Raw genomic sequence first — 13,250 nt, 5'->3', positions numbered from 1 at the left:
AGCCCCGCAGTCGCGAACAAGGACCAGCACTGTGAGCGCGAGGAGTGAGCGGAGCGAGCCCCGCAGTCGCGAACAAGGACCAGCACTGTGAGCGCGAGGAGTGAGCGGAGCGAGCCCCGCAGTCGCGAACAAGGACCAGCACTGTGAGCGCGCGGGATGTGGTCGCGGCCGTCGTCGACCCGGAGATCCGGGTGGTCACCCTCGACGACCTGGGGATCCTGCGGGAGGTCACCGAGGATCCGGCGACCGGACGGGTGACCGTCACCATCACACCGACCTACAGCGGCTGCCCGGCCATGGACGTGATCCGGGCCGACATCCGGCGGGCATTGGCCGCCGCAGGCTACCCGGACGCCGAGGTGGTGACGGTTGTCGCGCCGGCCTGGAGCACCGACTGGATCTCCGAGGCAGGGCGGGCGAAGCTGGCTGCCGCCGGGATCGCCCCGCCCGGTCCGGTACGGCGGGCCGGGCCGATCCCGATCACCCTGACGGTGCCCTGCCCGCGTTGCGGGTCGGTGGAGACCGAGCAGATCAGCCGGTTCGGGTCCACCGCCTGCAAGGCGTTGTGGCGCTGCCGTACCTGTCGGGAGCCGTTCGACCAGGTGAAACCGCTGTGACGGAGACGGAACAGAAAACCGCTGTGACGGAGGCGGAGCAGAGATCCGTTGTGACGGAGACAGAGCAGAGATCAGGGACGCCAATGACGCGGAGGGACCGGCGATGACCGGCGTGACGATCACCCGACCGGTACGTCGGCGGCCGGTCTTCCACCCGTTGCCGGTGGCCTCGGTCGACCGGCTGACCGACGACGCGGTCGCGATCACCTTCACGGTGCCAGCCGAGCTGCGCAGCCGGTACGCCTTCCGGGCTGGCCAGCACCTGACCGTACGACGTGTCGACGGGCAACCGGACGGCACCGAGGCACGCCGGTCGTACTCGATCTGTTCCACCCCGGCCGAACTGGCCGAGCACGGTCGGCTGCGGATCGGCGTACGGGCGATCCCGGGCGGGGCGTTCTCCTCCTTCGCCGGCACCAGTCTGCGGGCCGGCGACACCGTCGAGGTGATGCCGCCGTTGGGCCACTTCACCACGGACTTCGATCCAGTCCGGAGCCGGCAGTACGGCGCGGTCGCCGCCGGGTCGGGGATCACCCCGGTGCTCGCGCTGGTCGCCACCGCGCTGTCCGTCGAGCCGACCAGCACCTTCACCCTCGTGTACGGCAACCGCTACGCCCGCAGCGTGATGTTCGTGGAGGAGTTGGCCGATCTCAAGGACCGCTACCCGGACCGGTTGCACCTGGTGCACGTGCTGTCCCGAGAACCGGGTGAATCGCCACTGCTCTCCGGCCGGATCGATGCCGACAGGTTGGCCCGGTTGCTGGACACGATCGTGCCGGCGAGCCTGATCGACGAGTGGTTCCTCTGCGGGCCGTACGGGATGGTGGTCGACGCCAAGGCGGTGCTGGCCGGGCGCGGGGTGCCGGCGGAGGCCGTACACACGGAGTTGTTCCACGTCGACGAACCGCCCGCGCCGCCGCAGCGGCCGACCGAGACGGCGGCCGGCAGCGACGTCACGATCATGCTGGATGGGCGGACGTCGAGTTTCCGGATGGGTCGGGACGAACGGGTGCTCGACGCGGCGCTGAAGATCCGGGGCGAGCTGCCGTACGCCTGCAAGGGCGGGGTCTGCTCGACCTGCCGGGCCAAGGTTGTCTCCGGCGAGGTGACGATGGCTCGCAACTATGCCCTGGAGCCGGACGAGTTGGCCGCCGGATACGTCCTGACCTGCCAGTCCAGCCCGGTAACCGACCAGGTCGTCATCGACTACGACGTCTGAACGGATGTGGGCCGGACCGCAGATGGGCCACCGCTGCGGGCGCGGTACGGGAGGGGCGACGTAGGCTCGGGGGGTGACGACGGTGAGCCGGGAGATCGACAGCATCCTGCAGCGTGGCGCGGACGGTGGGCGGATCACGCCCGAGGAGGCGCTGCTGCTCTACACCGAGGCGCCCTTCCACGCGCTCGGCGAGGCGGCCGACGCGGTCCGGCGGCGGCGCTACCCGGACAACATCGCCACATACCTGATCGACCGCAACATCAACTACACCAACGTCTGCGTCACCGCCTGTAAGTTCTGTGCCTTCTTCCGTGCGCCGAAGCACAAGGAGGGCTGGAGCCACCCGATGGAGGAGATCCTGCGTCGGTGCGGCGAGGCGGTCGAGTTGGGCGCAACGCAGGTGATGTTGCAGGGCGGCCACCACCCGGACTACGGCGTGGAGTACTACGAGGAGCTGTTCTCGTCGGTCAAGGCGGCCTACCCGCAGCTCGCCATCCACTCGATCGGGCCCAGCGAGATCCTGCACATGGCGAAGGTCTCCGGCGTCAGCCTCGACGAGGCGATCGCCCGGATCAAGGTCGCCGGTCTGGACTCGATCGCGGGCGCGGGCGCGGAGATGCTGCCCGCACGCCCCCGTAAGGCCATCGCCCCGCTCAAGGAGTCGGGCGAGCGGTGGTGCGAGGTGATGGAGCTGGCCCACCGGCAGGGGATCGAATCCACCGCCACCATGATGATGGGGACCGGCGAGACCAACGCCGAGCGGATCGAGCACCTGCGGATGATCCGCGACGTGCAGGATCGTACGGGCGGTTTCCGGGCCTTCATCCCGTGGACGTACCAGCCGGAGAACAACCACCTCAAGGGGCGTACCCAGGCGACGACGCTGGAATATCTGCGGCTGGTCGCGGTGGCCCGACTGTTCTTCGAGACCGTGCCGCACCTACAGGCCTCCTGGCTGACCACCGGCAAGGACGTTGGGCAGCTGGCCCTGCACATGGGGGTCGACGACCTCGGCTCGATCATGCTGGAGGAGAACGTCATCTCTTCGGCGGGGGCCCGGCACCGGTCCAACCTGCACGAGCTGATCTGGATGATCCGTTCCGCCGACCGTATCCCGGCGCAACGGGACACCCTCTACCGGCATCTGGCGGTGCACCGTACGCCGGCCGACGACCCCAGCGACGATCGGGTCGTCTCGCACTTCTCCTCGATCGCCCTACCCGGTGGCGGCGCGGGTCGCAGCCTTCCTCTGGTAGACGTAAAGTAATTGTGCGGCTGCCGCAGGTGAATTGATTGTTCATCCTTTTGGCGGTAGCTGACCGGGTGAACCGATGAATCGCCAGGCACGTTCGGTGTGCCTGGCGATTTGGTTACCGCAGCATTGGTCACCAATCGGACATTCCTTAAGAGATCGTTAGGTGCGCAGTTCCGGGCGGGCCTGCGACGGGGTGGCGGGCGAGGACCGAGGCGGCTAACGTGCCGATTCGTCTTTCCCTTTACCCCCAAGGGATCTCTTCATGAATTCTGGTTACCGCGCGATGGCGCGTATCGGCGCGACCGATCTGCTCGTGTCGAGCCTGTTCGCCACGACCGGTGCGCCGGCGTTTGCCGCCGATACCCAAACCGACCTCGACCGGTGCGCAGGCGGGCCTGGTTGGTGGGATCGGTGCGGCCATGGTGGTCGCCGGTGGTGTCATGTTCCTGCTGGCCCGTCGGCGCCGGGTGGTTCTGGTCAGCCCGGATGACGAGAAGTCGACCGACTGACGCTTGCGCCTACCGGCTCACCGTCGGATGGCGCGACACCTGACGTACGACTGGAAAATGCTCCATTTCACATGGGAGTCAGATGAGACATTACGCACTGCGTGCGGGTGCCGGCGGCGGGCTTGCCGTCGTACTCGCCACGCTCGGACTGGTAGCCGCCCCCTCAGTGGCGTCCGCCGAACCCGCCGCCTCGGCGGACCTCAACCTGTTCATCGGTGGTAGCAAGGTCGTCAAGAACGCGGCGATCAAGCAGTTCCGGATTCAACTGTCCAACCAGGGCCCGGATTCGGCACAGGGAATCCGGGTCACCATCGACGCCAGCAAGATCAAGCAGGACGTGCTTGCCTTCGGGTTGCCGTCCGGACCGGACTGTGTCTCGGACGGGCCGACGAAGGTCACCTGCGACCTGGGTGAGCTGGCCAATGGTGCACATCTCAACGACTTCCCGGCGCTGTTCGCCACCACGCCCAAGAAGCAGGGCGACGCCGGGTCGTTCACGGTCACCGTCACCTCGGCGACGGCGGACCCGGACACCAGCAACAACAAGACGACAGTGCAGGTCCAGGCCGCGCCAGCCGGTTACGACCTGGCCGCGATCGCGTACGACGTCTACGCCGACCCGATGGCCAAGACCCCGATCGCCCCGGGCGGCACCGGCGAGCTGGACTGGGCGCTCTACAACGAGGGCAGTCGAGCGGTAAAGGGAATCAAGTTCGAGATCGTGTTGCCGTCGTGGACCACGTTCGCCGAGCGGCGGTCGGGCTGCACCTACAACGACTACAACAACCATGCGGTCTGCACCCGACCAAACCGGACGGTACGTCCCGGCGAGGTCTTCCAGATGGCCAAGCCGATGAAGGTCAAGGTGTCGCCGACGGCTCCCGGGCCGATGGCGTTGAGTGGGGGCGGTGTCGCTGGCTACGGCCTCGCGGACCTGGCCGATGCCGGCGATGCTCGCACGTCCGTGGCGGACGACACCGTCGTACGTGAGGCGGATGCCAAGGATCGGCAGGACGCCGACCTGGGCGACAACGGTGCCGGCTTCTCGGTCTTCGCCTCGGCGAACTCGATCGACCTGGCGATCAGCAGCAGCCCGGTGCAGGGCGCGGTCGGCGAGGTGGTGGAGGTCACCTTCAATGTCGCCAACAACGGCCCGGCGACCGGTGACGCGCGGCTGCGGGTGAAGGCGCCGAGCGGCACGCTTGCGCTGAAGCCGGCCTCTGGCGCGTACCCGACCTGCCTGGATGGGGCCGGCAACTGGGAGTTCGTCGAGGCAGCGGAGCTGGCGTGCAACTTCGAGAGTGAGTTCCCGCCGGCACGGGCGTTCGACTTCAAGCTGCGGTTCCGGATCGTCTCCGCACCAGTCGCTGCGGACGGCACCATCGAGGTCAGCAACGCACTGCCGTCGCCAGAGAGCAAGCCGGCGGACAACACCGCCGCCATCACGATCACGGTCTCGGGCAGCGATGACGGCGGCGATGACGGCGGCAGCGGTGGCGGTCTGCCGGTGACCGGCGTACAGGCCGGCCTGATCGGTGGGATCGGCGCGGTCGTGGTGGTCGCCGGTGTGGTGCTGTTCCTGGTGGCGCGTCGGCGTCGGGTGGTCCTGGTGAATCCGGGCGACGAGAAGCCGACCGACTGAGCTGCCTGACCCTTCGGTGGCGGGGCGAGTCCAGGCTGGCAGAGTAGGACGGCGTGAGCCGTACTTCGCGCGGACAGCGCGCCAGCCTGGACAAGCAGCCACACGAGGTCGCCGCGATGTTCGACGGCGTGGCGGCGAGATATGACCTGACCAACACCGTGCTGTCGTTCGGGCAGGACCGGGGCTGGCGGCGGGCCACCCGGGCCGCCCTCGGGTTGCTGCCGGGGGAGCGGGTGCTCGATGTGGGGGCCGGCACCGGGGTCTCCACCGAGGAACTTGCCCAGTCCGGGGCGTACGCGGTGGGCGCCGACCTCTCGCAGGGCATGTTGCGGACCGGCAAGCAGGCTCGCCCCGGGGTGCCCCTGCTGGCGGGGGACGCGCTGCGGCTGCCGTTCCCCGACGAGACCTTCGACGCGGTGACCATCTCGTTCGCGCTGCGTAACGTCACGGACACCGAGGCGGCGCTGCGGGAGATGGCCCGGGTCACCCGGCCCGGTGGCCGGCTGGTGGTGTGCGAGTTCAGCACGCCGACCAACGCTGCTTTCCGCACCGTCTACCTGTCGTACCTGATGCGGTCGTTGCCATCGGTGGCGCGGACGGTGTCCAGCAACCCTGACGCGTACGTCTATCTGGCCGAGTCGATCCGGGCCTGGCCGGACCAGGCTGGTCTGGCGGCGCGGATCGGCCGGTCGGGGTGGTCCCAGGTGGCGTGGCGCAATCTGACCGGGGGGATCGCGGCGCTGCACCGCGCGGTGCGCGACTGATCCGATTGGATGCTCGCCGAGGGCGAGGTGGTGGTCGGTGGGCGGCCTGCGCAGGGCTGCCTTGTCCGAGAGTTCGCTAATTTTGGGCGTTTCGGGCTCTTCGTCCAGATAAGCTGCCGGCATGACTGGCGCAGAGCAGCTTGACGACACGGACGCGGCCGAGCTGATTGCCCAGATTCGCGCGCTGGCCGGGCCGGACTCAGCTGGCGCACAACAGATCGTCGCCGATGTGCTGGCCGCTCTTGACCGGGCGGCCGGCGGTGCGTTACGCGATCAGCTACCCGACGGGGTCTTGTTTTCCTCCGATCAGGAGTGACTTCGGTCGCCTTCTTTACGCGGCCGAGGGGTTCCAGTGCTCCCACCTCGACTAGTTAGGGTCGCCTAACCGGGGACTGGCCTTCTCGCGGTTCTAGACTCCTCCCGAACCTAGCTTGTGAAGCATTTCACGAGCGTACGGAGGGAGGCGCAGATGACGACAGTCGAGAACGACGCAGACGTCATCGTCGTTGGCGCTGGGCCGGGTGGCTCCGCCACTGCCTACCACCTTGCCCAGCACGGGGTTCGGGTTCTGCTGCTGGAAAAGACCGAATTCCCGCGCGAGAAGGTGTGCGGCGACGGCCTCACCCCGCGCGCCGTCAAGCAACTCATCAAGCTCGGAGTGGACACCTCGCCCGAGGCCGGCTGGCTGCACAACAAGGGCCTGCGGGTGATCGGTGGCGGGGTACGCCTCGAACTCGACTGGCCCGAGCTGGCCAGCTTCCCCAACTACGGACTGGTCCGTACCCGGCTCGACTTCGACGACCAACTCGCCAAGCGGGCGGTCGCGGCTGGCGCGGTGCTGCGTACCGGAGTGAACGTCACCGGCCCGGTGCTCGACGCCACCGGCCGGGCGATCGGCGTTACCGCCGAGGTCGGCCCCGACAAGGAGCCGGCCACCTTCCACGCGCCGCTCATGGTGGCCGCCGACGGTGTCTCCGGCCGGTTCCCACTCGCTCTCGGCCTGGCCAAGCGGGAGGACCGGCCGATTGGTGTGGCGGTACGCCGCTACTACCGCTCACCGGCCCGGCACGACGACAACTACCTGGAGTCCTGGCTGGAGTTGCGCAGCCGAGAAGGCGGCGACAACCTGCTGCCCGGCTACGGCTGGATCTTCGGTATGGGTGACGGCCGGGTCAACGCGGGGCTCGGCGTCCTCAACTCCTCGTCGGCCTTCGGTAAGACCAACTACCGCCGACTGCTCACCGACTGGCTGGCGAACACGCCGGCCGACTGGGGCCTGAACGACGACGCCAACGCCGACGGGCCGATCCTCGGTGCGGCGCTGCCGATGGGCTTCAACCGGGTGCCGCACTACACCCGCGGGGTGATGTTGGTCGGTGACTCGGGCGGCATGGTCAACCCGTTCAACGGCGAGGGCATCGCCTACGCCATGGAGTCGGGCGAGCTGGCCGCCGAGGTGGCGATACAGGCGCTGGCCCGACCTGCCGGGTTGGACCGCGAGCGGGCACTGGCGCACTACCCGACCGAGCTGAAGGCCCGCTTTGGCGGCTACTACCGGCTGGGTGGGATCTTCGTGAAGATGATCGGCAACCCGCAGATCATGAAGATCGCCACCAAGCACGGCATGCCGCGTCCGGTGCTGATGCGGTTCGTTCTCAAGCTGCTGGCCAACCTGACCGACCCGCGCGGCGGTGACGCGATGGACCGGATCATCAACGCGATGGCCAAGGCAGCGCCCAGTGTTTGAGTGGCCATCCGGTCACTCTGTGTGACTCGTTGCGCCTTTCGGGGCGTCAGCGAGGAAGTGAATACGTAGGACTGGCGGTCGGCCGGACAGGAAAGGACGGCAGGAGGAGATGTCACTCTCCATGTGGGCGCCCATTGTGGGTCTGTTGATCCTGGGCGCGCTCTTCGCACTCTTTTCTGTGGCGATCGCGCCCATCGTCGGCCCCAAGCGGGCCAACCGGGCCAAGCTCGCCGCGTACGAGTGCGGCATCGAGCCGTCGCCGACGCCGATCGGGGGTAGTCGGTTCCCGATCAAGTTCTACCTGACGGCCATGCTTTTCATCGTCTTCGACATCGAGATCATCTTCCTCTACCCGTGGGCTGTGTCGTTCGACGCGCTCGCCCTCTTCGGGTTCGTCGAGATGGTGCTGTTCATCGTCACGGTGTTCATCGCGTACGCCTACGTGTGGCGGCGTGGCGGGCTGGACTGGGACTGAGGTTTCGTCATGGGTATCGAAGAGAAACTGCCGAGCGGCATCCTGCTCACCTCGGTCGAGAAGCTCTCCAACTGGGCGCGTAAGTCGTCGTTCTGGGGCGCGACCTTCGGTCTCGCCTGCTGCGCCATCGAGATGATGGCCGCCGGCACCCCGCACTACGACCTGGGCCGGTGGGGCATGGAGGTGTTCCGCGCCTCGCCCCGCCAGGCCGACCTGATGATCGTCGCCGGTCGGGTGAGCCAGAAGATGGCCCCGGTCGTACGCCAGATCTACGACCAGATGCCGGAGCCTCGCTCGGTCATCTCGATGGGCGTCTGCGCGTCGTCCGGCGGTATGTTCAACAACTACGCCATCGTGCAGGGTGTGGACCACATCGTGCCGGTGGACATCTACCTCCCCGGCTGCCCGCCGCGGCCGGAGATGCTCATCGACGCCATCCTCAAGATGCGCGAGAAGGTGATGGCCCAGCCGCTCGGCCCCAACGGCCGCAAGATGCTCGAAGCCCGCCGCGAGCGCGGTGACGTACCCGTCGTCGCCCCCGGCGCGATGCCCTCCTCCTACCGAGTCGACAAGGCGCGGCGTGCGCAGTGGGAGCAGGCGGTCCGCGAGGGGCGCGAGGAGCAGTTGCGCATCGAGAACTGGATGAAGGCGCAGAACCACGTGAAGCTCGGGGGCAGCAAATGACCTCTCCCTCACCCGCACCCAGTGAGCAGCCCGGCGGAGGCGTACCGGTCGCCGCGCCGCCGGTCGGCGCGACCAGCGGGGCACCCGCGGAATTTCCGCCGGCCAGCCCGGCCGGCCGGGGCATGTTCGGCATCCAGGGCACCGGCGACACCTCCGGCTTCGGTGGGCTGAAGCGCCGGTCGGTCGAGGTGGTCGACAGCCCGCGGCCGTACGGCGGCTACTTCGACGAGGTCCGCGACGCGCTCGAAGAGGCGTACCCCGGGTTCGCCGATGCCATCGAAAAGGTGGTCATCGACCGGGGCGAGATGACCATCCACGTCCGGTCGGACAAGATCCTCGAAGTCTGCCGGACCATGCGTGACGACGAGTCGCTGCGCTTCGAGCTGTGCAACTCGGTCTCCGGGGTGGACTACCTCGGTTCCGACGAGCGGCGGCTACACGTGGTCTACCAGCTCACCTCGATGACCTACCGGCGGTCGGTACGGCTGGAGGTCGCGGTCACCACGGCCGCCCCGCACGTGCCCAGCGTCACCTCCGTCTACCCGACGGCCGACTGGCAGGAGCGGGAGGCGTACGACATGTTCGGCGTCGTCTTCGACGGCCACCCCGGTATGACCCGGATCCTCATGCCGGACGACTGGGAGGGCCACCCGCAGCGCAAGGACTACCCGCTCGGCGGTATCCCGGTCGAGTACAAGGGTGCCCAGATTCCGCCTCCAGACCACCGGAGGTCCTACCAATGATCGGTGCGAGGAGTGAATTTGTGAGCCCCGCAGTCCCGATCGGAGGGATGAAATGACCACCCCTGGCTACGCGACGGAACGCGAGACCGACGAAGGCAAGGTCTTCACCGTCACCGGCGGTGACTGGGACAGCGTCGTCAGCGGCGTCGACCCGATCAACGACGAGCGGATCGTCGTCAACATGGGTCCGCAGCACCCGTCGACCCACGGCGTGCTCCGGCTGGTGATGGAGCTGGAAGGCGAGACCGTCCGGGAGTGCCGGCCGGTCGTGGGCTACCTGCACACCGGTATCGAGAAGAACCTCGAATATCGCAACTGGGTGCAGGGCACCACCTTCGTCACCCGGATGGACTACCTCGCGCCGATCTTCAACGAGACGGGGTACGCGCTCGCCGTCGAGAAGCTGCTCGGCATCACCGACGATATCCCGGAGCGGGCCACCACCATCCGCGTGCTGATGATGGAGCTCAACCGGATCGCCTCGCACCTGGTCTGGATCGCCACCACCGGCATGGAGCTCGGCGCGATCTCGATGATGCTGTACGGCTTCCGGGAGCGCGAGTACGTCCTGGACATCTTCGAGCTCTGCTCGGGGCTGCGGATGAACATGGCGTACGTCCGCCCGGGTGGCGTCGCCCAGGACGTGCCCGATGAGGCGATCAAGAAGATCGACGAGTTCCTCGACTACCTGCCGAAGCGGCTCAAGGAATACGAGGACATGCTCAGCGGTCAGATCATCTGGCAGCAGCGCACCCAGGGGGTGGCGGTGCTGGATGTGACCGGATGTCTCTCGCTCGGCATCACCGGCCCGGTGCTGCGCTCGGCGGGCCTGGCCTGGGACCTGCGCAAGACCAACCCGTACTGCGGCTACGAGAACTACGAGTTCGACGTGCCGACCGCCACCACCGCCGACGTGTGGGGCCGCTACCTGGTCCGGATGGCGGAGATGCGCGAGTCGATGAAGCTCGTGCGGCAGGCTGTCGACCGGCTCCGGCCCGGCCGGATCATGGTGTCCGACAAGAAGATCGCCTGGCCGGCGCAGCTGGCCATCGGCGTGGACGGCATGGGCAACTCGCTGGAGCACGTCGCCAAGATCATGGGTCAGTCGATGGAGTCGCTGATCCACCACTTCAAGCTGGTCACCGAGGGCTTCCGGGTACCGCCCGGCCAGGTCTACGTGGGCATCGAGGCCCCGCGCGGCGAGTTGGGCGTGCACGCGGTCTCGGACGGCGGGACCCGTCCCTACCGGGTGCACTACCGCGAGCCCAGCTTCATCAACCTGCAGGCGGTTCCCGCGATGGCCGAAGGCGCGCTGCTGGCCGACGTGATCGCGGGCGGCGCCTCACTGGACCCGGTGATGGGCGGGTGTGACCGATGAGCGTGGGCGCGGAGAGCGAGCGTTTTGTGTTCAGCCAGGAGACGCACGAGCGGGCGAAGGAGATCATCGCCCGGTACCCGGCCGACCGGTCGCGGTCGGCGTTGCTGCCGATGCTGCACCTGGTGCAGTCGGAGGAGGGCTACGTTTCGCCCGCCGGGGTCGAGTTCTGTGCCGAGCAGCTCGGCCTCAACAAGGCCCAGGTCGGCGCGGTGGCCACCTTCTACACCATGTACAAGCGCCGGCCGACCGGTGACTACCTGGTCAGCGTCTGCACCAACACGATGTGCAACGTGCTCGGCGGGCAGGAGGTCTACGACACCCTCGCCGAACACCTGGGCGTCGGGCACGAGGAGACCACCACCGACGGGAAGATCACGCTGGAGCACGCCGAGTGCCTGGCCGCCTGTGACTACGGCCCGGTGATGACGGTCAACTACGACTTCTTCGACGGAGTCGACCCGAACACCGCGCAGGGCGTCGTCGACGAACTCCAGGCCGGTGGCCGGCCGATGCCGACCCGAGGCGCCCGGCTCTGCACCCTGAAGGAGATGTCGCTCCAGCTCGCCGGATTCGCCGACACTCGGGAGGGTGCGGTCGCCGACGGGCCGGCCGGTGAGCCGACGCTGCGCGGCCTGCGCCTGGCGCAGCAGCACGGCATCGCAGTCGCCGGATTCGACCCGGACACCCCGCTTCGCCGCAAGGACGCGGCGCCGGCCGCCCCGGCGACCGCGCCCGTCTCCGGGGAGGCCAAGAAGGCGGAGGCCGCCGGCGTCGCCGCGAACCGCCCCGCCAGTGACGCCAAGCCGGCGGGCGACAGCGCGGTCGAGCAGGAGCGGTCGTTGAAGGAGGCCCAGAAGTGACGACGCCTCGGCCGGAGACGCTGGCCAAGCTGACTCCGGTGCTCACCAAGCGCTGGCTGTCCCCGAACGCCTGGCAGCTGGAGACGTACGAGCAGCTCGACGGATACGCGGCGCTGCGCAAGGCGCTCGCCGTACACCCGGACGACCTGATCCAGCTGATCAAGGACTCCGGCCTGCGCGGTCGGGGTGGTGCCGGCTTCCCGACCGGCCTGAAGTGGGGCTTCATCCCGCAGGGCGACGGCAAGCCGCACTACCTGGTGGTCAACGCCGACGAGGGCGAGCCGGGTACCTGCAAGGACCTGCCGCTGATGACGCACGACCCGCACTCGCTGGTCGAAGGCGTGATCATCGCCTCGTACGCGATCCGGGCCAACCGGGCCTACATCTACATCCGCGGCGAGGCGGTGCACGCCGCTCGGCGGCTGCGCAACGCGGTCAACGAGGCGTACGCCAAGGGCTACCTCGGCAAGAACATCCTCGGGACCGGCTTCGACCTGGACCTGGTGGTGCACAGCGGCGCCGGGGCGTACATCTGCGGTGAGGAAACCGCGCTGCTGGACTCGCTGGAGGGCTTCCGGGGCCAGCCCCGGCTGCGCCCGCCGTTCCCGGCGACCCACGGCCTGTACGCCTGCCCGACGGTGGTCAACAACGTCGGCACCATCAGCAGCGTGCCGTACATCGTGCTCGGTGGGGCCGACTGGTGGAAGACCATGGGTACGGAGAAGTCGTCCGGCCCGATGATCTACTCCCTCTCCGGTCGGATCGCCAACCCGGGCCAGTTCGAGTGCTCGATGGGCGTCACCCTGCGGGAACTGATCGAGTTGGCCGGTGGCATGAAGCCCGGCCACAACCTGCGGTTCTGGACCCCGGGTGGCTCGTCGACGCCGCTGCTGACCGCCGATCACCTCGACGTGCCGCTGGACTTCGAGGGCGTCGCCGGTGCCGGGTCGATCCTCGGCACCACCGCGACGCAGATCTTCTCCGACCAGGACTGCCCGGTCTACGCGACCTACCGGTGGCTGGAGTTCTACCACCACGAGTCGTGCGGCAAGTGCACGCCGTGCCGTGAGGGCAACTACTGGATGGTCCGGGTCTACCGGCGCATCCTCTCCGGCCAGGGCACCCACGAGGACCTGGACACCCTGCTGGACACCTGCGACAACGTCCTCGGCCGCGCGTTCTGCGGCCTGGGTGACGGTGCCACCAGTTCGGTGACCTCCTCGCTGCAGTACTTCAAGCAGGACTACCTCGACTACATCGAGGGGCGTAAGGCACCGAAGCTGTCCGCCAAGCAGCTAGTTGGAGCGCACTGATGCGAGCGCGAGGAGTGAGCGGAGCGAGCCCCGCAGCCGCGAGC

The 13,250-nt window shown here is 68.2% G+C and carries 13 protein-coding genes and 1 pseudogene; all 14 read left to right on the top strand.

The window, feature by feature from the left end; all coding sequences use genetic code 11:
• Window positions 1-143 precede the first annotated feature (143 nt).
• A complete protein-coding gene (gene paaD, locus ACWDV4_RS07840; protein ID WP_449975713.1) occupies window positions 144-617 on the top strand; it encodes a 1,2-phenylacetyl-CoA epoxidase subunit PaaD in 474 nt (157 codons plus the stop codon).
• 103 nt (window positions 618-720) lie between these two features.
• The gene (gene paaE / locus ACWDV4_RS07835; RefSeq protein WP_449975712.1) at window positions 721-1,836 is read left to right on the top strand and encodes a 1,2-phenylacetyl-CoA epoxidase subunit PaaE; all 1,116 of its coding nucleotides are present in this window, start codon (window positions 721-723) and stop codon (window positions 1,834-1,836) included.
• A gap of 73 nt (window positions 1,837-1,909) precedes the next feature.
• Complete coding sequence (gene mqnC / locus ACWDV4_RS07830) at window positions 1,910-3,103, top strand: cyclic dehypoxanthinyl futalosine synthase (RefSeq protein WP_449975711.1); 1,194 nt, start codon at window positions 1,910-1,912, stop codon at window positions 3,101-3,103.
• Between the two features lie 365 nt (window positions 3,104-3,468).
• A pseudogene (locus ACWDV4_RS07825) lies at window positions 3,469-3,600 on the top strand (cell wall anchor protein); the annotation flags it as partial.
• An 82-nt stretch (window positions 3,601-3,682) separates the two neighbouring features.
• Window positions 3,683-5,242, top strand: a complete 1,560-nt coding sequence (locus tag ACWDV4_RS07820; RefSeq protein ID WP_449975709.1) for a hypothetical protein — start codon at window positions 3,683-3,685, stop codon at window positions 5,240-5,242.
• A 53-nt stretch (window positions 5,243-5,295) separates the two neighbouring features.
• The gene (locus ACWDV4_RS07815) at window positions 5,296-6,006 is read left to right on the top strand and encodes a demethylmenaquinone methyltransferase (RefSeq protein ID WP_449975708.1); all 711 of its coding nucleotides are present in this window, start codon (window positions 5,296-5,298) and stop codon (window positions 6,004-6,006) included.
• Between the two features lie 121 nt (window positions 6,007-6,127).
• On the top strand, window positions 6,128-6,322 hold the full coding sequence (locus ACWDV4_RS07810) for a hypothetical protein (protein WP_449975707.1): 195 nt from the start codon (window positions 6,128-6,130) through the stop codon (window positions 6,320-6,322).
• Between the two features lie 153 nt (window positions 6,323-6,475).
• On the top strand, window positions 6,476-7,753 hold the full coding sequence (locus tag ACWDV4_RS07805; RefSeq protein WP_449975705.1) for a geranylgeranyl reductase family protein: 1,278 nt from the start codon (window positions 6,476-6,478) through the stop codon (window positions 7,751-7,753).
• A 109-nt stretch (window positions 7,754-7,862) separates the two neighbouring features.
• A complete protein-coding gene (locus ACWDV4_RS07800; protein ID WP_449975704.1) occupies window positions 7,863-8,228 on the top strand; it encodes an NADH-quinone oxidoreductase subunit A in 366 nt (121 codons plus the stop codon).
• Between the two features lie 9 nt (window positions 8,229-8,237).
• On the top strand, window positions 8,238-8,912 hold the full coding sequence (locus ACWDV4_RS07795) for a NuoB/complex I 20 kDa subunit family protein (protein WP_449975702.1): 675 nt from the start codon (window positions 8,238-8,240) through the stop codon (window positions 8,910-8,912).
• Entirely contained in the window at window positions 8,909-9,655 is a 747-nt protein-coding gene (locus ACWDV4_RS07790; protein ID WP_449975701.1) for an NADH-quinone oxidoreductase subunit C, read from the top strand. Before ACWDV4_RS07795 ends, ACWDV4_RS07790 begins: the two co-directional genes overlap by 4 nt.
• A gap of 52 nt (window positions 9,656-9,707) precedes the next feature.
• Window positions 9,708-11,033: an NADH-quinone oxidoreductase subunit D gene (locus ACWDV4_RS07785; RefSeq protein ID WP_449975700.1), complete on the top strand. Its 1,326-nt coding sequence runs from the start codon at window positions 9,708-9,710 to the stop codon at window positions 11,031-11,033.
• The gene (nuoE, locus tag ACWDV4_RS07780) at window positions 11,030-11,893 is read left to right on the top strand and encodes an NADH-quinone oxidoreductase subunit NuoE (RefSeq protein WP_449975699.1); all 864 of its coding nucleotides are present in this window, start codon (window positions 11,030-11,032) and stop codon (window positions 11,891-11,893) included. The genes ACWDV4_RS07785 and nuoE overlap by 4 nt, the downstream gene beginning before the upstream one ends.
• A complete protein-coding gene (nuoF, locus tag ACWDV4_RS07775; protein ID WP_449975698.1) occupies window positions 11,890-13,206 on the top strand; it encodes an NADH-quinone oxidoreductase subunit NuoF in 1,317 nt (438 codons plus the stop codon). Before nuoE ends, nuoF begins: the two co-directional genes overlap by 4 nt.
• Window positions 13,207-13,250: the final 44 nt, after the last annotated feature.

This window comes from Micromonospora sp. NPDC003197 (genome assembly GCF_053590565.1).
The sequence above is the reverse complement of the archived record's forward strand: the minus strand, read 5'-3'. Positions and strand labels throughout refer to the sequence as shown.